A 22,639-nucleotide genomic window follows, 5' to 3' on the forward strand; every position below is an offset into this window, starting at 1 on the left:
CCCCGGAGGATAGCCAAGCCGACGGAGGTCGGCGCCGGCGCTTGAGGCTATTGAAGAGTCACCCGGTCATCATCGCCGTCGCGGCGGCCGAAGAAGTACATCAGCTGGATCAGCAGTTCGCAGCGCGCGGCAAGGTCGGGTGCTTCGAGCAGCGCCTGCTTGCTGGCGGAATCGAACGGGGCGATCTGGCTGACGCCGTTGATCAGGGTCTGGTCGTCCAGGTTCTGGACCGAATCCCAGTCGACCGCATAGCCCTGCGCATCGGCGAAGCGCCGCGCCTCGCGCTCGAACCCGGCGCGTTCGATATGGCTCAGCACTTGGTCGCCGTCTTCGGGAACCAGTTCGGCCTCGACCTGGCGGAACGGGGTCTGCACGTCGAGTTCGCGGAGCAGGCGGAAGCGGCTTTCGCCCTCGAGGATCAGGTTGTAGCGCCCGTCGTCGAGCGCTTCGATCTCGTCGATCTTGCCGACACAGCCCATTGTGTAGAGCGGCGCGCCCTCGACCGCCTCCTGCGGCTGGATCATCGCGATCCGCCGGTCCCGCGCCAGCGCGTCGCCGACCAGCGAACGGTAGCGCGGCTCAAAGATGTGCAGCGGCAAGTGCAATCCCGGGAACAGGATCGCGCCGGACAGCGGGAAGATCGAGAGCCGCATGGCGTTGAGCCTTATCCGAACAGGATCTTGGACAGGCGGCGGCGGGTGGCGACGACCCACGGATCCTCGAGGCCGACTGCCTCGAAGATCTGCAGCAGCTTGGTTCTTGCAGCGCCGCCGTTCCATTCGCGGTCGGTTTCGAACATGGCCAGCAATTCGTCGGCCGCAGCGTCGCGTTGCCCGGCGGCAAAGGCCGCCTCGGCATAGGCGAAGCGGGCGTCCATCTCGCCGCCCGCAGCCTTGTCGCGAAGGGATGCCAGTTCGCTGTCATCGACCTTGTTGGCAGCGAGTTCGAGGGTGGCCCTCACACGCTCGATCGCCGGGTCCTTCGCCACATCTTCCGGAATATCGGCGAGGATCGCCTGGGCTTCGTCGGTCTGCCCCATGCCGATCAGCGCCCGCAGATAGCCCGACATGGCCGCCGCATTTGTCGGCGCAAACTCGATCACCTGCTGGAAGATGCCGGCCGCACGATCTGCGTCGCCGCCTGCCAGCACCTCTTCACCCATGGCGATGAACTGTTCGATCTCTTCGGGCGAGGGGCCCTGCGGCGCGCCGTCACCCTCGGCCCCCGGCTGGATCGGCAGTTGCGAGAGGATCTGGTCGAGCGTCTGCTTCAGCTGCGATTCGGTGCGGGCGTTGGTCAGGTCGGCAACCGGCTGGCCCTGGAACATGGCATAAACCGTCGGGATCGAACGGACCTGGAACTGAGCGGCGATGAACTGTTCCTCGTCGACGTTGATCTTGGCCAGCACCACCCCCTTGTCGGCATAGTCCGCCGCCACCTTTTCCAGCGTCGGCGTCAGCGCCTTGCACGGGCCGCACCATTCGGCCCAGAAATCGAGCACGACAAGCTTGCTCATCGACGGTTCGACGACATCCTTGCGGAACCGGTCGACGGCCTTCTGTTCTTCGATGCTTAGACCCATGCTGGCCAAGAAACTTCCCCTTCGTTCGGTCGCCGCCCCCGTCCATGGGCGCGACTCGGTGCCTGCGCAATGTGGGCCTTCTGCCGCATTTGTGAAGGGCACGGGGCAGGCAGGAAGAGAATCGATTTTTCCGCTTGCGAGGCCGCGAGGTCGCTGCTAACCGCGCGCTTCCCCGGCGATGGAAGGCTTTTGAGCCCTGTCGCGGAACGTCAGTGAGCGGGCGTAGCTCAGGGGTAGAGCACAACCTTGCCAAGGTTGGGGTCGGGCGTTCGAATCGCCTCGCCCGCTCCATCGGCAGCATACATAGCTGCCGGTAGTTCCTCGCCAGTGGCGAGCGCGAGAATAGAGGCAAGTCTGCCGGAAACCTCGATATTTACCCCGCGCTCCGCTTCACGGGGTGTGACTATGACCTGATCGATCAGGCTGCGGATGATCCTTCGGGCATGTAGCGTCGTCTCCTCATCGCTTGTCAAGGCTTTGGCGAGTTTACTCACCTCATCGCGGTACGTTTCGGCGATGTGAGGATGTAAGGTGATTGCAGATACAGCGTCGGATTCAGCCAGCTCGCGCTCGATTCTTTTCCGCTTTTCGTTTGCTTTGCAGAGGGCCTGCTGGATCTCCGGAAATTCTGCGCCGCCCTGGGCGACTGCATCCACTAACCGGCCAATCTCGCGATTGGTTGTATTCAGCTCTTTTTCGAGTGTTTGCAGCTTTCTGCGCTGAGCATTGTGCTTCCGCGCACGTTCTTGGTGAAATTCTCGGACGAAGATCTCAACGAGTTTAGGGTCTAGCATCCGCCGTTGGAGTCCATACAGCACGCGCGACTCGAATTGCCCGGTCGTTATTGTGGCGGAATGGGCGCAGCCTGTCCCCTTTCGATTTGAGGAACAGCCCCAGCGTTCCTTGCCGATAACGATCCAACTCGAACCGCAACAACCGCAAGTTGCCATGCCGGACAAGAGGCGTTTTGGTCGGTGTTGTCGGTTAAAGGTGCGTCCCTCACCCTCATTTCGCCTTTCTTGGACACCGTCCCACAATTCCTGGGAAACAATTCGCAGATGCTCAACCTCGCAGATTTGCCACTCGCTTTCGGGGCGCGGTTTAATCAAGAACTTGCGCGTTTTCGGATTTAGAACTTTCGTCGACCGATTATGGACCAATTGTCCGATGTATATTCGATTTTGCAGAATACCGTTGCGGCGCTTTCGATCGCCAAGGATGGTTCCAGCAAGCCACGGACCGCGTGGTCCGGAAATGCCCTCATCATTCAAACGCCGCGCTATCATGATGGGGCTCATGCCATCTGCGTACTCAGTGAAAATGCGTCGAACGATGTCAGCTCGGTCTGGAACAATTTCACGAAGGCCGAGGATGGGTTCACCGTCTGCATTGATTCTTATTTCTTTTCGATAGCCGTAGGCGATCCCTCCCGGTGATCGACCATCTCTTACAGCACCTTTCTGGCCGCGAACTACCTTGGAACCCATTCCTCGACGGTAGTCCGCGTCAAAGAAGCCTTTTACTACAGCGATCAACTCGGAAATCGGTCCGTCAGAAAGCGTGAAGATGCGAGCATTCGCATATGTCACTTGCTCGTAAATATGGAGGGCATCTCCCGTATGCCTTGCCAGGCGGTCCGTTGCTTCAACGAGAACTTGATCAACGTCCCCTTTGTCCAATCTGGTCAGTAGAGCATTAATTCCTGGGCGAGCGGTTTCACTAAGTCCGGCAGCTCCGCTGGTCGCGTCATCGCTGAATTCGCCGACGATTTCCCAACCTTCTCGCTCGCAACGGCTGCGAAGGTCGTTAAGTTGATCCTCTGTCGAGTTCGGATTTTGCAGATCGCTGCTGTATCTGGCGTATAGGACTGTGCGCATCGTCTTTTCCTTTCGATTCTTCGTAGTCTGCGCGCCGGGCGGCCGCGTGGGCAAGCAGCTTGGCGAGCTCGACAAGGGAGGGGTCCGCTTCAGGCATTGAAGTTCCCCTTGTCGCGTTTTGGTGTGGAAGGGTGCATACTTGCACCGCCGTTCGCCGTAGTGATCAGCCACTTCGAGACCTCAGACGTGAAGGCGAACAGGCCTCTGCGATTGGGGATACGGAAAGTTTCAATCTGTAGCTGACCGCGACGTTTCGCTTGCCGCATCGCTGCGGTATTTTGAAAGCCAAGGGCACGGGCCAAATCAGAGTTGCCGATTAGCGGTCCATATTGCTGGTGCAGGTGGTCTTGCAGCTGACTTGATGATGTGTTCTTTTTCACGTTGTTCCGCCTGGTAGCGCTGAGTTTTGCGCTGTGTTGGCGTTCAAAAGTCGGGAAAAGCGAACGGAAGAAATTTCAGAGTTTCGTTAAGCTATTCGGGAGGAAGAAGTGGGACAGAGCGGCAGGCCGGCAAAGACGGGGCTAGATCGCGAGATGCCCGCCTTTTGGGTTGATCACCTAAAGCGTGCGACCGGGAGCACCAGCGCACGGGAGTTTGCTCGTGAGAAACTGGGGCGTCCCGAACTCGCTGACGCTTTCGCAGGATACGAGACTGGAGCGCATGCACCGAACTGGGTCAAAGGTGACCCCGATTCTTCCCGGATAGTGAAGTTGTCAGAGGAAATTGTGCCAGGTTCCTCTCGCTATCTGACCTCTCCGATGTGGGACGTGCTGCAGGGTCGTGAGATCGCGCCGAACGTCCGCGAGGATTGGCTAGATCAGGTGAAAAATGAGGTGACGTGGGTCAGATCTCAGGCTGGTGCTGCTCCACATAGATACCGTGGAGAGCAAGATCGTCCGGAAGTCATGTTCGCCCGTCTTGAAGCGATGATTGCGCTTATCGATAAAGCGCGGACCGAGTATGACCGTTCTAGCGAGCAAGAACTCCTCAGATTTTATGCGACTATGTCAGAAAAAATCGCTGGTGCAGTGTTTCCAGGTCGGTTCGCTCACACAATCATGCCACACGCAGGCGATTGGGTCGGAGAACCTCAATCTGCTTTCTGGCGTTGGCGAGCACGCTGTGCTGAGAAAGCGATGCGATGGGAGAAGTTCGGTGCGGCGATCGTGGCGATCATGCTCTCCGTAGCTCTTGTCTTTGGGGGAAGCGCGACACCTAGCCAAGTCGTGGTGATTGCCTTTCCGTTGCTCGGTTGCCTGATCGCCCTCGGCACGGCCGAAAAGCCAGTTCGAAAGAGCCCACCCGCTAGGACAACGCCAATTGCTACCTGAGGAACCCGTAAACTCAGCTACCTTGCCAGTTCGGGAACTTCGCCCGCAGACGGTCTATCGTGTGGCGCCATTTCGCCGTCTTGGGCATGCAAACCGTATTCTGGTTGCCGAACATGCCGAGTGCGTGGATCGCCTCGTTGAGAGGCACGCTATCAAGCTAGTTGTATGCACGTCGACGGTGTCAATAGTCAGGACGGTGTTGTTCGCCTTGGCGGTGGGCAAGAGCGCGTTTCCTTCGCCAAAGTTGGCGATGTAGACACGGTCGATCATCAGGACCCCAAAAGCATCAATGCGACTTCGGCAATTTCCTGCACGCGGGCCTCATGGTCTTCATCGTGTCGGATGTGCGATGTCAGGAAATCAAAATTGCTTTGCCCCGTCGCCATATTCAGCTCTTACCATTGAAAAACTTCTGCTCAATAGGATGTGGACATTCCCACATGTGTACAGGTTCACAGCAAATTACTGCAGATTTCGATAAAGCGTCGCATGGTGACAGTTCAGCACTTTCGCCACTTCGCGCACCGATTGCCCCTCTTCGATTAACCGCTTGCCCAGCGCGACTTGCTCGGCACTCAGCTTGGCCGGCCGTCCAAACTTGACGCCACGCCTCCTCGCCGCCTCCCTGCCGGACGATGTGCGCTGCCGTATGAGCTCACGCTCGAATTCGGCGATGCCGGCGAACACGGTCAGGACCATCCGCCCCGCTGGCGATGTCGTGTCGGCCCACGGCTCCGCCAGCGATCTAAGGCCCGCTTCGGCATCGGTCAGCTGCTGGGCGATATCGAGCAGGTCGCGGGTCGAACGGGCAATTCGATCCAAGCGCGTCACCACCAGCGCGTCACCTGCGCGCAGATGCTCCATCAGCCGCGTCAGTTCCGGTCGATCGCGCTTTGCGCCGGACAGCTTTTCTTCGAACAGGCGTTCGCACCCGGCGGCTCGCAACTCACTCCGCTGCAGCTGCAGATCCTGGTCGTCGGTCGATACGCGGGCGTAGCCAATCAGCATGTCGCGAATATGGTGCGAAACAATGTACTTTCGCAACAAACTTTTGCGACATTGATTCGTAAGCGGGATCGGGTGGCGCGGACCTTATCGCACTAATCAGGATTTTCGCGACAGCGCGTAATCCGTGGCAGGGGCTTCCCCAAATCCAATCAGTTCCTTATCTAGGTCATTGCCCGTCGGTCAGTCCCGCGGGTGAGGCTTAGTAACCTCAAACCGTCACCGCCGGTCGAACCAGTTTCGGCCGGGTGGCCGTCGCGTATGTCCAGGGTCCGCCTAAAGGTGGCGGCGCCTTGTGGTGACGCAGGGTTACTAACACCCGGCTCGGGTCCGCCTCTTGATCAGATCGGAGGGAACCTGATGAGGGCCGCAAAATATGTCGCAACTCTGATGTCAGCAGCGCTGGCTCTGCCAATCCCGGCATCCGCTCAGAATAACGATCAGTGGAATGACTTCTGGGAAGCCATTGGCGGCAGCGAGAACGTAGACCGTGTGGGTGAAGACTCGCTCATTGCCCGGCCGTTGCGGGACAACGCCAATGAAATCGTCGGTGCGCGCTTCTTTAGGGAGCGTGGGAGTTCCGATCCGATGGCTGTCTCCCAGCGCAGCTTGCGATCATTTGAAGAAAGCTGTCGGGCGCGGGGCGGAAGTGTTCTCGCGGTCGATAATGTACGCACGACCGTATTCGGCGACAGGGTTTTGGCGCACCTCGTTCAGCCTACCGGCATGCGGCACCAATGGCGAGGTCAAGTTGCGATCTGTGATGGCAGTGATGGGGAACCGATCGCTGGCTTCGTTTCACTCGTGAAGGACAACTCCGAAATCTACCGCAGCGACGACGCCGGAAGCCAGCTGATCGGGGCATTGCTCGGCGGGCTGCGGAATACTACCGCAATCTACCTATTCCGTGCGGATCGCCTGCCTACAGCCACTGATGCAACGGTTCTCTCATCAGCTGAAGAGCGGTGGGATGCCGATTCCGAGGCGCGCATCCGCGCAGCGCGGCAGGAGGCGGAGGTATTCCAAGCCAATCTGGCGATTGGAGACGAGACCAATTGCGGCACCGTAATAGACGTTCGAGGGTCAATGGCGGAGGTGGCAGTCCCCACAAGCCGACGCGCGCCAAATGGAGAAGCGATATTCTGGTCACGCAAGGAGCGTCTTTTTCCGCCCGGACATGGCGTCTGCACGTACGGCTTGTGACGACCCTTCGCGTAATGGACCGCTCCTGGGTGGCTCGTGCCTACTTGGCTGCGTCTAGGATTGGGGTGGATTGGCGACGTCTGGTCAAACGCATTCAAGCGCCATGACGGATGACAGTTGGTTGAGCTAACCATTTAGAAACACAGCGTATCCCATATTCGCAAACGCTGCGAGAACCCTTTTAAGACTGTTTCTTGAGGCTTAGCCTTCTGAAGATAACACGGGAGGGAAAGCGACGAGAGGAATATGAAGCTACTGAGGCGCCTTGGGATTCTGCTAGTCGCATGTGCTGCGATCTATCTCAGCATCCTCGTCTTCGTCGATCCGCGATGCAGGGTTGATGGTAACCCGTTCGATTGTGACGATGACGTGTTAGGACCGATGATCCATATTGTTCCGGATACCGAAAATACTCCTTAGCCAACCTGCGACTGTTTCGAGCTATGGCAGAAACGGGGTCGCAAGCGGACTGTTTGCTCTTGAGCATATGAACCTTTGAAGCGGACTTCAGGATAGCAGTCCAACCTTGCGTCCAGACGGCAGGTTACACTAGATCGACTTGAATCCTACGGCCTTAAAGAATGTGTAAGCAAACGTGCCATTCACTCCAGCAGCGGTGTTGAGCGCGTCAATTCCTGCATCAAAGCGAGCGGCCGAAATGACGCCTTTCTCGATCGCTTCGTCGCGAATGCCTTGGATCATCGCGGCAAAAGTGTTGCGGGTAAAGGCAGCTGCGAGTTGGGGACTGGACCCATCAGCATAGACTTGGCGCGGGTGGACCTTCACCTGCTCGAAACCTCCCGCCGTCATAAGCGGATACAGGCGACGTCCGATCATTGCGTCCCCTCCTTTTTGCGCTTGTAATTCGCACTGGGCGGCAACCGCAGCCAAAGCCGCTTCGTTAGCCGGATGCATCAATACGGAGCCATGATCGCCTTCGATAACCGTCAGTGTGCCTCCAGTTTTCAAAACGCGCTTGAGTTCTGTCAGCGCCGCTTCAGGGTGACGTAAGTGCTCGAGAACAAAGCAAACAAAAACGTGATCGAAGCTGCCCTCGGGGTAGACCAGAGAGTGGATGTCTCCCTCCTCAAGAGTCAGGCGTTGTTCGCTACCAATTAGCCTTTGCCGCGCTCTCGCGATTGAATCCGGCGACACGTCGATCGCTGTAAATCGAGTCTCCGGATTATTGTTGAGCAGAATAGCAGTCTGGCTGCCGACCCCGCAACCGACTTCGAGCACGTGCGCATTCGGAGGGTAGCGAGTATCGTGATGGAGAAGTATCTCCAAAGCGCTTGCCTGATCTTCGAGGCGAAGTTTCGCAGCTTCATCGTAGCCATGGACATAATTCGACATGTGGCTCCTCCTTTCGAAGAGCCGAGTCTGTCATCGTCGGCAACCCTCCGTCTTGAACGTGGTTGCAACGCCGTTAGCTAGCGAAGCACGAAACACTCCTGGTGTCAGTGCATAAGCGGAGCGAAATGTCCGCGTCAGGTGGCTCTGGTCGCTAAAGCCGGCCGACACCGCGGCGTCCGCGATTGGATGACCGGCCAGTATCAAACGACGCGCGCGGTCAAGCCGGATCTGCCGCAACAGCGCAAAGGGTGTGAACCCGGTAGCTCGCTCAACTGCTCTGATGAGCTGGAAACGGCTCACCCCGGCCATCTTGGCCAGTTCCGCCAGCGCGGGTGTCAGGGCTGGATCATCTTTCATCCGCTCGATTACCATGTTCACTCGGGCCGAACTGGGACGCTCTTGCTGCGATCGAAGGCGTATGATCGATACAAACGTGTCGCTTATAGCTTCTTCCAACTCGAGCTGATCGGGGCACTCTTGCGACTGCAAAAGCCTATGAAGGTTGATGAAACGTCGCCTCATCTCTAGATTTACAATGACTGGGCGAAGGAATTCGAGCTCCATGTCGCTCGTGCCGAAATGAACTTCGTCACTACAAGCTGCGGCAATGATCGATGGCTCAACATAGAACATCGTCCATGACCGGATACTCCCTCCGATGGGCGCTCCATCATGAATTTCACCCGGGGACACGGTGATCAGATCGCCGCAAATAGCCTCGACGCGCCCATGTCCGCTCTCAGACCGATGAGCGCCTTCAGTGATCAGGCCCAATCCGAATTCATCATGGCTATGCCGGGAGAACGTGAAATCCGAGGCAATCGTCACACTGCGGATGCCTCGCACGCAGCTTGATACTTCGGTCTTGCTCAAAATCGGCACGGCCGGAGACTAACCCACCTGACAGTTTCGGTCACTTCTTAAATCCTACGGATTAATGTGCCGACGTGCGCTCTTGGCGCAATGCAAAAACTTTTTGAACGACCGCAATTGGGGTCGGATCCCGAATGCCGGGAATTGGCACACCATAGCGGCAAAGCGGTCTTTGGTTTCGCGCGGAGATTCGAACCATTTTTGACGTTATGCTGCAGGCCGCTCTTCGAACGAGGCCGATAGCTTTTTCCCGCAGGCGCCGCACGGTTTCAGCTTTCGCTTCAGTACGGAGAGGCGGCGGTACGGAAAATCGCCTCCGGCATAGTGGCGAATGTCGACGTTGGTCGAGAAACAACCACTCGGGCAATGGAGGCTCATCGAGATTTTGGTAGCATATGCTTCGGCCAATGTCATCCGCCATAGCCGGTCGCGCTGTTTGCGGCGGTACTGATGCTCGTTCACCGGCTTTGCCTGTCCCGGCATCCGGTTGAACAGCCGATAGCCCTGATGCAGCAGTTTCTGCGCCCAACGTAGCTCAGCCTCGAGGCTGTCGGCGCGGGTCTTGCTGGTTTCGAGGATCATGACGCCGGGCAGAGATCCTTCCTGCGCCATGCGGTAAATTTCGTTGTGCACCGAGCCGTTTGTGCCCTGAAGGCCGAGCGCGCGCCGCATGTGGCTCTTGAAGCGCTTTGCCAGCTCCGATGTCTCTCCCACATATAGCGGCAGGCCTCGGTATTGACCATGCGGATCGCGGCGCGACGGATCGTAGACCAGGTAAACGACATAAGCCGCGGGCCCGGCGATCAATTCCGCTTCCTCTGCGATTGCGTCGATTAGCTTCTTCAGTTCCCAGCGGTTCGCGAAATTTGCTTTGGACATCGAACTTCTCCTTTGTTCGATGCCGCCCCACCCCCTCTTCTTTCTTCACCCCTGCCAATTCCCGATTTCACGTGCAGCCGGAGTGGGAGCGTTGCCCGAAGGGCTCCTTCTTCATAATCTGCGCGTAAAAGGGGTAAGCGATGCCTGCATCATTCAATCCTGGGTCATTCGACATCGGCGGTTTTGATCTCGACATCACGCTGACAGACGCGGCGCTGGACGACGTGAACCGGCCCACCCGCCGAATGCTGGCGAACGCCTGTATCGAGATCGATCCATTCGATGCCTACTACGCGTCGCTAGAACTCTTCGAAGCGTTGCAGGCGGTCCATGAGGAATGCGCAGATGCCAAGGCGAAGCTGGCGCGCATATTGTCCACCCGGTGCGACGATTTCCAGCGGTGCCTGTGTTATTCGCTCGCCGGCCGCGGGGTGGTGCAGATGCTCGAAGACTTCTAGTGGTTGCTGCAGATCCTTAAAGGAAGGGCCAAAATCTCAGCCGATTTGCTTCGCAATGGCGGACAAGTGCAAACCGCTCGTTCGCCATACATTGGCGACGAGCCAGACGGTCCTATTGCCGCAGCGAGCCCAGGCTTCGAACTCGGTGCATCTTGGTTTCTCGATCCAGAACTGGGTGGGAGATTGAAGGACTGATCTCGGCAATCATAGACCCTCTCTTAGGCCTCGGTGCGCTGGAACTGTGCCTGCCTATCGGCAGCTTTGCGCCCCAGTTCCGGTCGGACCGGCTCAAGCGCAGAGCGCCTAAAAGCGGACATTGTCGTCGATCGGCTTTGGTAGCCGGATCTGGGAGATTCCCGCCGTTCGCTGACAATTATGTCGAACGGCAGTTCTTCTCAATTTGAGCCATGTCACATAGTGGTGCCTATGTCTGAAACCTTTCTTCGCTTTCAAAGACTGGCAGCTGAGATCAGGTCGAAGAGAACCCGGGCGGCCAACTTGGGGAGAGATTGGGTATGGGGATGGCCTAGGCCGAAAGATCGAGGCGCTTTGCCCTTACGTCATGATCAGACTTAATGGCGATAAACGCCCCTACGATCATGGTGACGGTGAGATCTTCGATCTGCTGCCACGCCAGGCGCCGGTTCTGCAGGTAGGCACCTGCTGCTGCTGGCAGGCCGAAGCTGATGTCCGTTACGGCACGTGCCGTTTCATAGTCCAGATCGAAGTGACGTGCTGCGATCGTGGTCATGTAATCGACGGCGGCGTCGCGCCCGTAATCGGTCGGGTCGTGGATTGCGCTGACCGTGGGTTCGGATTGTAACCGCTCGATGATGAGGCCGCGCTCATCGATGTAGCGGATGTAAGCGTGGGTGAGTGCCCGTACCAGTTCCTCGAATGTTGTCGCGCTTTGCGCTGCATCCGCCTGCATTCTTCGCATCCGCCGCAACTCGCGCTCCAGCAGTACGCTGAGGAGGTCGTGCAGATTTGAAAAATAGTTGTAGATCAGCGATTTGCTGACACTCGCTTCCTGCGCGATCCGCTCCATTGACAGCGCGGCCACGCCTTCATTGGCGATCATTTCTGCCGCCTGGTCGAGAATGGCGGCGCGCCGCTTTTCCGGATCAAGGCGTGTGCGCCGCGCAAGCTTGGGTTTGACCTCCGTCATCGGGCCAACTCTAGCGAGTTCCAGTGAGGATTCCAGCGCCTTGGACTTCTCGCTTGAGTCAAGGGCGTGGCTCAACCTACTGGCCTTATAGTCCATTAAAGGCGCCATATAATGTGCATTCGGCTTGCTTTCGAGCACATTTCCGCTGCTCTATTGACTATTTGTCCATCATATGCGAATGGTCGGGCACAAAGGGAGGAAATAGGGATGTTTGATCGCCATTCTCTGGGCGCGCGCGCCTCGCTGATTGCCATGTCGTTTGCATTAGTTCCATCGGTCGCTTTCGCGCAGCAAGGGACCTCAGACGACACCGCCGCGGCAGAAAATCCGGTAATCGTCGTGACTGCCCAGAAGCGCGAGCAATCGCTGCAGGAAGTACCGATTGCTGTGACAGCGTTTTCCGCCGACACTCTCGACAGCAAGACCATCGACGATGGCCAGGATCTGAGCTTCTCGGTCCCCAACCTGACCGTGACCGATGCTGGCGCTTCGCTGCGCGGGATCGGCAATCTCGCGATTTCCAGCACTTCGGAGGGTGGCCTGGGCTACCATATCAACGGAGCTTATATCGGCTCTCCTTCGACCACCGACGAGTATTACGACATTGAACGGATCGAGGTGCTGCGTGGGCCGCAAGGGACCCTCTACGGGCGGAACACGACCGCCGGTGTGCTCAACATCATTACTCGCAAGCCGACGCAGGATTTCGAAGGTTATGTGACCGGCAACTACGGCAATTACGACAACATGCGGATCGAAGGGGCGATCAATGTCCCGTTGGGAAGCGTGCTGGCATTCCGCGGGGCAGGCTACTTCCTGGATCGGGATGGCTACACCCGGAACCTGTTTACCGGCACCGATGTGGATGACCGCCATCAGTACGCCCTTCGCGGTACGCTGGGTCTCGACCTGGATACCACCCGTGCCAACCTCATGGTCAGCTATTTCAATGAAGACAGCCGGCGCAATTTCGGCACCAAGGGGGTCTGCAAGAAAGATCGCACAATCGGCTGTTCGCCGCTTGAGCGCGGCTTCGAGACTCCGGACTCGCGATCGACGATATTCAACCTGCTGGGTTTTGTAACCGGCACGCTGACGGGCGCGCAGGACTACTTTGCCGGGGCGCTCAATCCCACCAGCCTGCGCGAAATCAACCAGGACATCGATCCCAGCTTCAATGTGGAGGAGTGGTTCGCGACGCTTGAAATCTCGCAGGAATTCGGTGCTCTCACGCTCACGTCGTTGACCAGCTTCCAGGATCGCACATTCGAAACGGTCAACGATTTCGACCGCTTCGTTCCGACTATGAACGCCTTGCGGCCGATCACCTACGACGTCCTCGCCGACGGAACGCGAGTAACGACCAACCAGTTGCAGTCGGGTCGGCGCGACCGGGGCGATTACCGCCAATGGACGCAGGAATTGCGCCTCGCTTCCGATTTCGACGGGCCGTTCAACTTCCTGCTCGGGGCCAATTACTACGACCAGAAAACAAGCTTTTTCGTCGACATCACCCATCTCACTCTGGCAGCTCGTGCGCAGCAGGCAGGTCTGATCCCGGAATACGAAGCATACCGGATCCAGACCGATCCTGCGACCACCAAGAGTTTCGGCCTGTTCGGCGAAGTCTACTTCGATCTCAACGACACGACCCATCTGACCGGCGGGATCCGCTACAGCAACGACAAGAAGACCATCCTCACGCGCGAGCTGTTCCTCAATCCCGTCAATGGCCAGGTGCGGCCGTTCACCGAGGGCAGGTTCAAGAAGGGTGTCTTCACCGGGCGGATCGTGCTCGATCACGAGTTCGCACAGTCGCTCAACGGCTATGTCTCGGCATCGCGCGGCTACAAGGCCGGCGGCATCAACCCCGGCGGGGCGACCGTGCCGACCTTCGATCCGGAATACCTCAATGCTGGTGAAATCGGTCTCAAGTTCCAGTCCGATGATGGCAGCTTCCTGCTCAATTCGTCGGCATTCTACTACGATTACTCCGGCCTCCAGATTGGCCAGGTGGGCGTCACCAGCGCCAACACGGTGAACACCGACGCCTCGGTTCTCGGTGCTGAACTTGAATGGGTTGCACGACCGGGGAGTCGATTCCAGTTCGACGGTTCGTTTTCCTTCCTGAAGACCAAGATCAAGGGCTTCCAGTCGGGGGACGAGGGCGATCCGAACGCCATTGCGCCCGGCGCCGTTCCCGTTATCGGACCCAACGGGCAACCACTCCGCAACGGCAGCGGGGTCGTCATCAAGGATCTCGACGGAAACGACTTGCCGTTCTCACCTTCATGGAAGATTTCGCTGGGCATCCAGTACTCCCTTCCGCTCGGGAATGACTGGGAACTGGTGCCGCGCCTGGATCACTACCAGCAGGGCGAATACTTCGGAACCGCCTTCGCCAAGCCGATCGACCGCTTCGAAGGTTACAGCCAGACCGACTTCAAGCTGCTGTTCGCTCCGGTCGACCGGCAGTGGGAACTGCGCGCTTACGTCAAGAACCTGTTCAACAATGACGATGTCATTCGCATGTCGCAGGAAGGGCCGCTGGTCGGTCGTTTCCGCAGCTTGATCATCCTCGAGCCACGGACTTACGGTATCGAAGCAACTTACAGGTTCTGATCCTTGTTGTCGGGTAACACAAAACGGGCAGGGGTCCTGCTCGCTGCCGCCGCGCTGCTACTCTCCTACGGCGCGGCGGCAACCGCAGAGGTCCCATCTTCGCCGCCACCTGCATGGTCGGTTGCGCCGGCCGCACCGGAACTGGCCAGGATCGGACCATGGAACGTCGGAACCACCGTGCGCCAACTGCCCGTCGCAATGGCTGGCAGCAGGGCGACCGAGCGCGTGCTCGAAGTTCGCTTGTTTTACCCGGCGATTGCAACTTCCGGCCCGCGGGCGACCTATCTCCATACTATCAGGCCGCCCCAGTCGGCGGAGTTTGTGGTGCAAGAGGCCGGCCTAGCCTATCCCGTTGCGACACCGGCAACGGAAGAGTCTTTTCCTCTAGTGGTGGTGTCACACGGTTTCGGGGGTTGGGAAACACATCTCAGCCGGATCTGCGAGGTCCTTGCCTCGCACGGCTACGTCGTCGCAGCGATCGATCACGCCGACGAACGATTTGACACGGTGCCGGGCTTCCTCGCGTCGTTTTCGCATGTGCTGTTGCGCCGGTCGAACGATCAGCGGCAAGCCATCGCCCAACTGACAGGGGGCGAAGCTGGCGCCGGGCTAGCGATCGCTACCGACACACCCGTCGGACTGGTCGGCTACTCCATGGGTGGATACGGCGCACTCGGCACCGCCGGTGCGAGCTACGATGCGCAATCGTCCACTTTGGCGGGTTTGCCCGCTTCGGATGTCGCGGCGTTGAGCGAAGTCACCGCTGACCCCGCTACCGGACTCGGCGCGCTGGTGTTGATCGCGCCGTGGGGCGGGCAACCCGACAGCCGGATGTGGACCGGGCCAGCGCTCGCCCAGGTCAAGACGCCCACGCTGCTCATCGGCGGCAGTGCCGACAAGATCGTCAATTACGGCGAGGGTCTTCGGTGGATCTACGATCACATCGTCGGCAGCGATCGCCGGTTCCTGACATTTCGCGAGGCCGGGCACAATATTGCGGGTAACGCCATCCCGCTGACACCCGGAATGGATCCGCAGGTCGTCGACTATTTCGGCGAGCCGGTGTGGCAGCGCGAGCGCCTCAATCAGGCCATCAGCCATTTCGTCGTCGCGTTCCTCGATGCGCAGCTGAAGGGCATGGACGACCGCGAGGCCTACCTTTCGGTGCCGACCGAAGACGCAAATGATGGCCAGTGGCCGCTTGCATTTGGCACACTGCAGGACGGGCGCACGGCGGGCGAGGCGGAGCCCGGATACTGGCGCGGATTCCAGCGCGGCTGGGCGGCAGGCATGACTCTAGAACACAAGCAGGCAGGTGAATAAGCGATGACCTTTGACCTTTCGGGCCATGTGGCCATCGTGACCGGTGGCAATGCGGGGCTTGGCCTCGGCATGGCTCGCGGACTGGCGAAGGCCGGGGCCGATATAGCCATCTGGGGGCGCAAGCAGGATCGCAACGAAGTTGCGGCAGAAGAACTTTCCGCTCTCGGAGCCAAGGCGAGCGGCTTCGAATGCGACGTGACAGATGCGCAGCAGGTCGCCGACGCCATGCAGGCGACGGTCGCAAAATTCGGAAAGGTGGATAGCTGTTTCGCCAATGCCGGCGGGTCGGGGGTGCAGAAGCCCTTCACCGAGCTTTCGCCGGACGACTGGTCCTACGCGCTCGATCTCAATCTCGTTAGCGTGGTCCATACTTTTCGCGCAGCAGCACGCCAGTACATGGCGCAAGGGAGCGGTGGCAAGTTGGTGGTGACATCGTCGATTGCGGCGCTGCTCGGGGTTCCGGGCGGGGCCTATACGTCGACCAAGGCTGCGGTGTCGGGACTGGTCCGCAGCCTCGCGGTGGAGCTTGCGCCGGCAGGTGTGCAAGCCAACGCCATCCTGCCGGGATTCATCGAGACCGAAATGTCGCGCAACACGCCCAAGGCGTTTCAGGACGCTTGCCTGCGCCGGACGCCTTCGGGCCGGCTCGGGACGATCGAGGACATGGAAGGTGTGGCCGTTTTCCTTGCGTCACCGGCCAGCAGGCTCGTCACCGGCCAGTCGATCGTCATCGATGGCGGCCAGTCGATCTACCCCTTTTAGGACTCTTTCGCCTCAGCGGTGGGCAAAACCTGCCGGATCGTGCCAGCGCATCTGCTCAATGGACTGGGTTGCCGGGGCCGATGTCCGCTGCTGGAAGGCTAGCAAATTGCCCTCGGGGTCGCGTGCATAGCGGATGGACCAGCCCCTAAGTTCGAATGTGTCACCAGCAAAGGCGACGCCCTGCTTCTGCAGTCTCGCTACAGTACCGGCAAGATCGGTCACCTCGAAAGTTGGACCGCTGTAGCCAAGCCTGTCGATCATGCCCTTGCGGTACCCCAGTGGTGTTTGCGGGGTCGCATAGTGCCAGAATTCGAGCTCGAGGTTCCAGGTCGCGAACCAGCTGCCTTCTACAGCGATATTGTCGATATCGACAACGTCGTCGAGCGTCTTGCGCGACGTGCGTGGCAGGTCGCGGTGCGGACCATAGCCCAGGATTCCCGTGTAGAACTGGACCATGCGGTCCTTGTCGCCGGTGACGTTCGCGATGTGCGTAACCCACGCGGAATCGGTCCTGCGCGGCTTGTCGACCTGTTCCATCTCGATCATGATCCCGTCGCGATCGAAGCCATAGGCATAGGTGACGCCGTAGCCGCCGATATCGACCGGTCCGTCGCCACGTGACAGCATTTCCATGCCAAGCTTGCGGAAGCGGGCATAGCCCGGATCGCTCGATGCGGTTTGCCAGCAGATATGGGTATAGCCCGGCCCGATTGCGGAGCGGCGTTCCGGTGCCAGGTCTTCATCGGGGTCAATGTCGGTCAGTTCGATGAAGACCGTTGGCGTGCGGATGAGCGCGACTTCGATTTCACCCTTCCTCTTGCCCAGGATGTCGGCCGGAAGTGCGCCGGCGGGAATGAGCTTTCGCTGCACCACTTCGAACGGCACTGCCTGAGAGTAGTAGGCGATCGTGTCGTCGATATCGGAAACCGTGATACCGATATGATGCACCCCGCGGATGGCATCGGGCGTGGCAGCTTGGACGGCTGGCGCATCGTTGCCAGTGGCGAGGGATGTGCTCCCAGTGCTCGTCGAGCACGCGGTCAGTGCAAGGCTGCTGCTGAGTGCGAGCACTATCGGCCTCATTATTGCTTACCCTTCCTGCGGTAGGCGAGCAGCACATTGCCGCCGATCTCGCCGAATTTGTCGTAGCCGGAATTGACGAACAGCATGCCGCCCGCGACGACTGGTCCCGCGCTGTCGATGCTGCCACCCTTGGCCGTAATGCGGTTGACGGTGCTGAACTCGCGATTGGTCTCCGTCATCCACAGCACCGAACCATCGCGAGCCGAATAGGCCATCAGGCGCCCGTTGTGCGCGCCAGCAAAGATGACCCCCGGTATGGCGGTGACCGGCGCGGACAGCGCTGTCGCGCAGGCGAAGCTCACCTGTTCGCAGGTCATCGGTTCGAGGCGCGACCAGATAGGCTTGCCAGTCAAGACGTCGAAGGCGTGGATGCCCTGGCGCGGTGGACCTTCGGCAAAGCGGCTGTTCGGGGTATCGGCGATCCCGACCCACAGGGTCGCGCCGTCCGATGCCATACCCCAGTGGATCCCGCCGTTGTAGCCTCCCATGCCGGCACGACGCCGCCACAGGATGCGACCCTTGTCGTCCGGATCGAGGCCGAAGATTTCGCCCGACTTCTGTCCGGCCAATATCACGTCCTTGCCCGATGGAGTTGTCACCAGCATCGGCGGCGCCCCGAAGTCGAAATCAGGACCTTCGGTTGCCGGGCAGTTTGCGCCTCCGGCGGCCCCGCAAGCGGCGTTCCATGCATCGCCGGCAACTATCTGGCGAACCCATCGCGGGCGACCCGTCGCGAGTTCCAGCGCCACGATGGCATCGCTGTTCCCGTTGGCCGGGGCGGTGTAGTTCTCGCCCGTACCGACATACAGCAGCCCGCGCCTGGCATCGACCGTCGGGGTCGACCACACAGGCGCACCGCTCGGAGCGAGCACCGTGGCCCCAGCCCGGTTCTTGCCCGCAGGTCTGGCCTTGTCGGTACTGTACCAGCGCCACAGCGGCTTGCCCGTGGCCGCATCGAGCGCGGCCATCCCGCCGCGGAAGGTGCAGCATTCGTAATCGTCGCTGTAAGCGCTCACCACCTCGGTCGAGGACATCGGCACGAACAGCTGGCCGTCATGCAAGGCGAGGCTGCCTGTCCCTGTGCCGTCCGGGTGATCCTTGACCGAGCGTGTCCAGATTGCCTTGCCGGAACGTGCATCGACGGCATGCACCTTGGCATCGAAGTCGATGAAATAGAGTGTCGCGGGGGTGCCGTCCTTGCCGGTCCCAATCAGCGGGGCGGTCCGTACCTCGGCGCCGGCATCGTAGCTCCACCAGATGCAGCCGCTCTTTGTATCAAGTGCATAGAGATGACCCGACTGACTGCCGGTAAACAGCGCTTCTTCGGTGACCGCCGGCTGCGAGCGTGCGCGCTGCGCACCGGGGAAACCGAACGCCCAGGCAAGCTCCAGCTCGCCAACATTTGCCGCAGTGAGTCCGGCTGCATCGGCAGGCTGGTAACGCGTGTTGGCCAGGGCATTGCCCCAGCGGTTCCATTGCGGGCCAGTTGCCAAAGCGAGCTTTCCGTCGCAGCGCGGGCCGGTCGCGGCGGTTGCCGACTGGCCCTTGCCGAGATGTTCGGCGAGGAGAACGATGTCGATCGGCGAGAGTGACGCGGCTTGTGACTTCATCACGCCCTGGAACAGGGCGGCCTTGATGAAGTCGGCGCTGCGCTCTTCGAGTGCACTTCGCTGCGGTGCGCCGCCGACTCCCTTGTCGTGGCAGGCGGCGCAGTTCTCGGTATAAAGCTTTTCCGCATGCGCAGCTTGCCCGCTTTGGGCGAGGGCCGTTCCGGGATCGCCGACTTCGGCGGTGCACGCGGACATTTGCAGCAATGCAGCAAGCAGCCACAAGAATCGTCTTGGCATTCGCTCCGGCCTCCCCTATCGACGAATAGTCTAATAACGGTGAGGGTGTCAATGCGGCACGCATTGGTCATGGCTGTCTTCATGCTTGCCGGCTGCGCTGGCTCGACCGTGACATCCCGCTTTGTACCTCGAACCGATCCGGCGGTCGAATTGCTCAACGACAAGGTCGGAGAAACAGCCTTTCGCGAGGGCTATTTGGGGAGCGGTCCGGACCGCATCCACTACGTCGAAGGCGGCGAAGGGCCAGTGATCCTCTTCGTCCATGGCTTCCCCAGCTTCTGGTACAGTTGGTCGAACCAGCTGCAGGCTTTCCGAGGGTGCCGCAGGGTGATTGCCATCGACGCGCCCGGGGCCAATTTTTCGGGGCGCTCGTCGTTTGACGATGACTACCGGATCGAGCGGCTGGCGAAGCGGCTGGACGACGTGATTGCCGAGCTGGCTGCGGGCGAGCAAATTACCCTTGTTGGTCATGATTGGGGCGGAGCACTTGCCTGGAGCTATGCCGAATGGAAACCGGACCGGCTGGATCGCCTAGTAGTTTTCAGCGCGCCGCCCCATGACCTGTTCCTCGAACTTGCTGCCACGGATCCCGAACAGCAGGCGCGATCGGGCTATATGCAGACATTTCGCGATCTTGATGCCGAAGCCGTACGAGTGAGAGCAATCGGGGCAACACTATATGAGACAGCCTATGCGCCGATGGTCGCAAAGGGCGTTCTGACAGAGGCGGAAGGTGCGCTGTTCGAAAAGACTCTAGCCGACCCGGATGCGGTCAGTGCCGGGATGGCCTGGTACCGTGCCAATATCCCGCCCTTCGCAAGCATCAACCTGGCGCGAGATGCCTGGCCGTCGGCTGTTGCGAAGGCCCGGCTGCCGGTGTTGCTGGTGCGCGGTGCGGACGACCGCACCTTCGTAAAGTCCATGGGCGAATACGCGCGTGCACATGCCGACAGCCTCCAGATCGTTACACTTCCGGATGTCGGCCACTGGACACCGTTCGAGGATGCCGAAGCAGCCAACGCCGCACTGGGACATTTTCTTGGCTTGCCGGACGGGCGCTGCCCCTCCGAGCCTACCATCGGCGAATGACTGAGTATTATTGACCGATGATCCAATACCTAAACCTTAGCCCTGCAGGACTTCGATCGGAAAGCGCGGCATGACGATACTTGCCTACCTGGCTGGGAGCGCGTTCGCTATCGTCGGTATCGCGGTACTCCTCCACCGAATGGGGCTGAGTGAGACGTCCCATGTTCTGAACGCGGAGCAGGCAAGCGAGCTCCTGCGCACGGAATCAGGCAAGGCATTGCCGCGCGACATCGCGATCGCCCTTGACCACTCTGCTGCGATCGCTTTCCCCCAACAGGCTGCGCCCGAACTGCTGTTGGCGATCGGCAACCGCTGGCTTCACCGTTCGCTTGAGCCGCCGCTGATCCAACATTGGGAGATATCTGGCGGAGAATGCCGGCTTCGCTTCCGCGACCCAACTTTGCCGCGCGCGGCAATCGCCCTGCGCGATGCGGACGCTGCGCGCCTTGGGGACGTTTTGACCAAGCTGGTAAAGGAGCATGGCAGATGACCGGGATACTCGAACCGATTCCGCTCGACCAACTGCCATCTCTGGTCCGGTTTGCCATTCCCGCCTTCGTGCTCGCCATCATCGTAGAGATCTTGCTGGTCGTCGGGCGTCGTCGCGGAGACTCGTTCGAGATGCGCGACGCTGCGGCCAGTCTTGCAACCGGAACGTTGAGCACGATCATTGGCGGGGCCACTGCCTTTGCGGCGGTGGCGATCGCGATGGCGACGTGGGAACTGCGCATACTAACGTTGCCGATCAACCTTGCTTCACTGGTTCTCCTCTTTGTTATCGATGATCTGGCCTACTACTGGGGACACCGCACGGCCCACAGGGTCCGCTGGTTCTGGGCCAATCATGTCGTTCATCACTCTAGCCAGTATTTCAACCTAACAACCGCACTCCGCCAACCCTGGTTCGCCAATCTGACCGGGCATGTCGTGTTCAAGCTGCCGCTGGTGCTTGTCGGCTTCCATCCCTTGGCGATAGTATTCGTCAGCGGGATCAACCTGATCTACCAGTTCTGGATTCACACCGAGACGATCGAGCGTATGCCGCGCTGGTTCGAAGCGGTCTTCAACACCCCATCGCATCACCGCGTCCACCACGCCCGAAATCCGCGTTATCTTGACCGGAACTATGCCGGGACGCTGATCATCTGGGACCGGCTGTTCGGCACGTTCGTGGCGGAGGACCCGGTCGAGCCGCCCCGGTTCGGAATCATCAGGAACATCGGCTCGTTCAATCCTCTGCGGATCGCGACGCATGAGTTCAGGGAGATATGGCGCGACCAATTGCGCGGGGGGATAGGCTGGCGGCATCGATTGGCGTACCTGTTTGCACCTCCAGGCTGGTCGCACGACGGCAGTCGCCAGACATCAGACCAGATCAAGGATGCCGCAGTGACAGACCTGTCTTCGCCCACGAAGCAAGGTCCGAGCGAAGCAAGCGCGACAAATGACTGAACCATCGCTTCTGGTCGCGGCATCGGAACTGCCATTGATCGGTGCGGTCCTGTACGCGGCCATTGGCGCCGGACGAAGGTCCTTCGGATTCCCGGTTTTACTATGTTACGTGTCGGCACTGGCCGGGCTTGGGATCGCGGCTGGATTGGGGATCGTTCGCTATTCCGGCCTTGGGACACAGACCGTTGAAGCAGCCCATCGGTTCGCAAGTACTATCAGTGCCGGTACTCTCTTTTCTCTGGCCGGGCTCGCCCTTATCCTTGCCAACCGCGATCGGCCCAGATGGTCTGTTGCGATCGTGATAGTGGCCATGCTGCTTGGTGCTGCTGGTACAGTACTGGGACTAAGAGATGTGTCGTTTCCGGTTGCAAGCCTCCTAGCGTTTTCAATTGGGCTGCACTCGCTCTTAGGCGTTTCGTGCCGCGGCGCCCTGTTGTTGTTTCTGGCCACCTTAGCGGTAATCGCAATGCCTCTGCTCGGCTTCCTGTCGCCGGATTTGCGCATAGCGATGTTTCATGTTGCCCTTGCAGGTTGGGTAGCCGCATTGAGCTATGTCTTGCCTTCACTGGGGCGTGCAAGGTTAAGTGTTTAATGCAATCCAGCAGCTGGTTCTGCAACGGCTGTTCATTGATCGTCTGGCTGCGTCGATCTGAGAGACTCTGTGAGAGCAAATGCACACTCTGCCGGAACGGTCGTAATCAGCTAGGGGCGCGGCTCGCAGCGGGTATTGGA

At 59.6% G+C, this 22,639-nt stretch carries 19 protein-coding genes, 1 tRNA gene and 2 pseudogenes; 11 read left to right on the plus strand and 11 right to left on the minus strand.

Annotated features, from left to right (window positions below):
- Positions 1-47: 47 nt before the first annotated feature.
- Together WAB17_RS07580 and WAB17_RS07585 are read right to left on the minus strand one after the other, a co-directional pair.
- The gene (locus tag WAB17_RS07580) at positions 48-653 is read right to left on the minus strand and encodes an LON peptidase substrate-binding domain-containing protein (RefSeq protein ID WP_435416754.1); all 606 of its coding nucleotides are present in this window, start codon (positions 651-653) and stop codon (positions 48-50) included.
- Between the two features lie 11 nt (positions 654-664).
- Complete coding sequence (locus WAB17_RS07585; RefSeq protein WP_435419357.1) at positions 665-1,582, minus strand: tetratricopeptide repeat protein; 918 nt, start codon at positions 1,580-1,582, stop codon at positions 665-667.
- Positions 1,583-1,798: 216 nt separating this feature from the next.
- On the opposite strand from WAB17_RS07585, the gene WAB17_RS07590 reads away from it, so the two are divergent.
- Positions 1,799-1,873 (plus strand) — tRNA-Gly (locus WAB17_RS07590).
- A gap of 533 nt (positions 1,874-2,406) precedes the next feature.
- Here the strand turns inward: WAB17_RS07590 and WAB17_RS07595 are convergent.
- Positions 2,407-3,459 (minus strand): annotated as a pseudogene (locus WAB17_RS07595) (recombinase family protein); the annotation flags it as partial.
- 89 nt (positions 3,460-3,548) lie between these two features.
- Entirely contained in the window at positions 3,549-3,839 is a 291-nt protein-coding gene (locus WAB17_RS07600) for a hypothetical protein (protein WP_435416755.1), read from the minus strand.
- A 378-nt stretch (positions 3,840-4,217) separates the two neighbouring features.
- On the opposite strand from WAB17_RS07600, the gene WAB17_RS07605 reads away from it, so the two are divergent.
- On the plus strand, positions 4,218-4,790 hold the full coding sequence (locus tag WAB17_RS07605; RefSeq protein ID WP_435416756.1) for a hypothetical protein: 573 nt from the start codon (positions 4,218-4,220) through the stop codon (positions 4,788-4,790).
- Positions 4,791-5,252: 462 nt separating this feature from the next.
- Here WAB17_RS07605 and WAB17_RS07610 read toward each other — a convergent pair whose 3' ends face one another.
- A complete protein-coding gene (locus WAB17_RS07610; RefSeq protein ID WP_435416757.1) occupies positions 5,253-5,798 on the minus strand; it encodes a recombinase family protein in 546 nt (181 codons plus the stop codon).
- 357 nt (positions 5,799-6,155) lie between these two features.
- Between WAB17_RS07610 and WAB17_RS07615 the strand changes: the two genes are divergently transcribed.
- Positions 6,156-6,998 carry a hypothetical protein gene (locus WAB17_RS07615; protein WP_435416758.1) on the plus strand — a complete coding sequence of 281 codons (843 nt, stop codon included), beginning with the start codon at positions 6,156-6,158 and terminating at the stop codon, positions 6,996-6,998.
- 549 nt (positions 6,999-7,547) lie between these two features.
- On the opposite strand, the pseudogene WAB17_RS07620 reads toward WAB17_RS07615, so the two are convergent.
- The 3 genes and pseudogenes from WAB17_RS07620 to WAB17_RS07630 all read right to left on the minus strand — a co-directional run.
- Positions 7,548-8,363, minus strand: a pseudogene (locus WAB17_RS07620) (methyltransferase domain-containing protein); the annotation flags it as partial.
- Positions 8,364-8,381: 18 nt separating this feature from the next.
- Positions 8,382-9,224 (minus strand): AraC family transcriptional regulator, encoded by an 843-nt coding sequence (locus tag WAB17_RS07625; RefSeq protein WP_435416759.1) that lies wholly within the window; start codon positions 9,222-9,224, stop codon positions 8,382-8,384.
- A 207-nt stretch (positions 9,225-9,431) separates the two neighbouring features.
- On the minus strand, positions 9,432-10,103 hold the full coding sequence (locus WAB17_RS07630; protein WP_435416760.1) for a hypothetical protein: 672 nt from the start codon (positions 10,101-10,103) through the stop codon (positions 9,432-9,434).
- 140 nt (positions 10,104-10,243) lie between these two features.
- Here WAB17_RS07630 and WAB17_RS07635 point away from each other — a divergent pair, with 140 nt between their 5' ends.
- Positions 10,244-10,561: a hypothetical protein gene (locus WAB17_RS07635; protein WP_435416761.1), complete on the plus strand. Its 318-nt coding sequence runs from the start codon at positions 10,244-10,246 to the stop codon at positions 10,559-10,561.
- Between the two features lie 526 nt (positions 10,562-11,087).
- Here the strand turns inward: WAB17_RS07635 and WAB17_RS07640 are convergent.
- The gene (locus WAB17_RS07640) at positions 11,088-11,729 is read right to left on the minus strand and encodes a TetR/AcrR family transcriptional regulator (protein ID WP_435416762.1); all 642 of its coding nucleotides are present in this window, start codon (positions 11,727-11,729) and stop codon (positions 11,088-11,090) included.
- A gap of 252 nt (positions 11,730-11,981) precedes the next feature.
- Between WAB17_RS07640 and WAB17_RS07645 the strand changes: the two genes are divergently transcribed.
- Genes WAB17_RS07645 through WAB17_RS07655 form a run of 3 tightly spaced genes read left to right on the plus strand, consistent with a single transcriptional unit; the run spans position 11,982 to position 16,436 of the window.
- Complete coding sequence (locus WAB17_RS07645; protein WP_435416763.1) at positions 11,982-14,351, plus strand: TonB-dependent receptor; 2,370 nt, start codon at positions 11,982-11,984, stop codon at positions 14,349-14,351.
- 6 nt (positions 14,352-14,357) lie between these two features.
- Positions 14,358-15,674, plus strand: a complete 1,317-nt coding sequence (locus WAB17_RS07650; RefSeq protein WP_435416764.1) for an alpha/beta hydrolase family protein — start codon at positions 14,358-14,360, stop codon at positions 15,672-15,674.
- 3 nt (positions 15,675-15,677) lie between these two features.
- Entirely contained in the window at positions 15,678-16,436 is a 759-nt protein-coding gene (locus tag WAB17_RS07655; RefSeq protein WP_435416765.1) for an SDR family NAD(P)-dependent oxidoreductase, read from the plus strand.
- A gap of 12 nt (positions 16,437-16,448) precedes the next feature.
- Here the strand turns inward: WAB17_RS07655 and WAB17_RS07660 are convergent, their stop codons facing one another.
- Complete coding sequence (locus tag WAB17_RS07660; protein WP_435416766.1) at positions 16,449-17,519, minus strand: VOC family protein; 1,071 nt, start codon at positions 17,517-17,519, stop codon at positions 16,449-16,451.
- Positions 17,519-19,324, minus strand: a complete 1,806-nt coding sequence (locus WAB17_RS07665; protein ID WP_435416767.1) for a PQQ-binding-like beta-propeller repeat protein — start codon at positions 19,322-19,324, stop codon at positions 17,519-17,521. Before WAB17_RS07665 ends, WAB17_RS07660 begins: the two co-directional genes overlap by 1 nt.
- 111 nt (positions 19,325-19,435) lie before the next feature.
- Here WAB17_RS07665 and WAB17_RS07670 point away from each other — a divergent pair, with 111 nt between their 5' ends.
- The 4 genes from WAB17_RS07670 (at position 19,436) to WAB17_RS07685 (ending at position 22,499) form a co-directional block, all read left to right on the plus strand.
- Positions 19,436-20,455 carry an alpha/beta fold hydrolase gene (locus tag WAB17_RS07670; RefSeq protein WP_435416768.1) on the plus strand — a complete coding sequence of 340 codons (1,020 nt, stop codon included), beginning with the start codon at positions 19,436-19,438 and terminating at the stop codon, positions 20,453-20,455.
- A 70-nt stretch (positions 20,456-20,525) separates the two neighbouring features.
- Positions 20,526-20,945, plus strand: coding sequence for a hypothetical protein (locus WAB17_RS07675; protein ID WP_435416769.1), 420 nt, complete (start codon positions 20,526-20,528; stop codon positions 20,943-20,945).
- Positions 20,942-21,907: a sterol desaturase family protein gene (locus WAB17_RS07680; RefSeq protein ID WP_435416770.1), complete on the plus strand. Its 966-nt coding sequence runs from the start codon at positions 20,942-20,944 to the stop codon at positions 21,905-21,907. The genes WAB17_RS07675 and WAB17_RS07680 overlap by 4 nt, the downstream gene beginning before the upstream one ends.
- Positions 21,900-22,499 (plus strand): hypothetical protein, encoded by a 600-nt coding sequence (locus tag WAB17_RS07685; protein ID WP_435416771.1) that lies wholly within the window; start codon positions 21,900-21,902, stop codon positions 22,497-22,499. The genes WAB17_RS07680 and WAB17_RS07685 overlap by 8 nt, the downstream gene beginning before the upstream one ends.
- The last annotated feature ends 140 nt before the right edge of the window (positions 22,500-22,639 follow it).

The sequence above is a fragment of the Parerythrobacter aurantius genome (genome assembly GCF_045291475.1).
Lineage (GTDB): Bacteria > Pseudomonadota > Alphaproteobacteria > Sphingomonadales > Sphingomonadaceae > Parerythrobacter > Parerythrobacter aurantius.

Excerpts from the sequence above, each read along its gene's own strand:
- WAB17_RS07580 (WP_435416754.1), bottom strand. The coding sequence starts at position 653 with ATGCGGCTCTCGATCTTCCCGCTGTCCGGCGCGATCCTGTTCCCGGGA.
- WAB17_RS07585 (WP_435419357.1), bottom strand. The coding sequence starts at position 1,582 with ATGGGTCTAAGCATCGAAGAACAGAAGGCCGTCGACCGGTTCCGCAAG.
- WAB17_RS07605 (WP_435416756.1), top strand. The coding sequence starts at position 4,218 with ATGTGGGACGTGCTGCAGGGTCGTGAGATCGCGCCGAACGTCCGCGAG.
- WAB17_RS07610 (WP_435416757.1), bottom strand. The coding sequence starts at position 5,798 with ATGCTGATTGGCTACGCCCGCGTATCGACCGACGACCAGGATCTGCAG.
- WAB17_RS07615 (WP_435416758.1), top strand. The coding sequence starts at position 6,156 with ATGAGGGCCGCAAAATATGTCGCAACTCTGATGTCAGCAGCGCTGGCT.
- WAB17_RS07630 (WP_435416760.1), bottom strand. The coding sequence starts at position 10,103 with ATGTCCAAAGCAAATTTCGCGAACCGCTGGGAACTGAAGAAGCTAATC.
- WAB17_RS07635 (WP_435416761.1), top strand. The coding sequence starts at position 10,244 with ATGCCTGCATCATTCAATCCTGGGTCATTCGACATCGGCGGTTTTGAT.
- WAB17_RS07640 (WP_435416762.1), bottom strand. The coding sequence starts at position 11,729 with ATGACGGAGGTCAAACCCAAGCTTGCGCGGCGCACACGCCTTGATCCG.
- WAB17_RS07645 (WP_435416763.1), top strand. The coding sequence starts at position 11,982 with ATGTCGTTTGCATTAGTTCCATCGGTCGCTTTCGCGCAGCAAGGGACC.
- WAB17_RS07655 (WP_435416765.1), top strand. The coding sequence starts at position 15,678 with ATGACCTTTGACCTTTCGGGCCATGTGGCCATCGTGACCGGTGGCAAT.
- WAB17_RS07660 (WP_435416766.1), bottom strand. The coding sequence starts at position 17,519 with ATGAGGCCGATAGTGCTCGCACTCAGCAGCAGCCTTGCACTGACCGCG.
- WAB17_RS07665 (WP_435416767.1), bottom strand. The coding sequence starts at position 19,324 with ATGTCCGCGTGCACCGCCGAAGTCGGCGATCCCGGAACGGCCCTCGCC.
- WAB17_RS07670 (WP_435416768.1), top strand. The coding sequence starts at position 19,436 with ATGGCTGTCTTCATGCTTGCCGGCTGCGCTGGCTCGACCGTGACATCC.
- WAB17_RS07675 (WP_435416769.1), top strand. The coding sequence starts at position 20,526 with ATGACGATACTTGCCTACCTGGCTGGGAGCGCGTTCGCTATCGTCGGT.
- WAB17_RS07680 (WP_435416770.1), top strand. The coding sequence starts at position 20,942 with ATGACCGGGATACTCGAACCGATTCCGCTCGACCAACTGCCATCTCTG.
- WAB17_RS07685 (WP_435416771.1), top strand. The coding sequence starts at position 21,900 with ATGACTGAACCATCGCTTCTGGTCGCGGCATCGGAACTGCCATTGATC.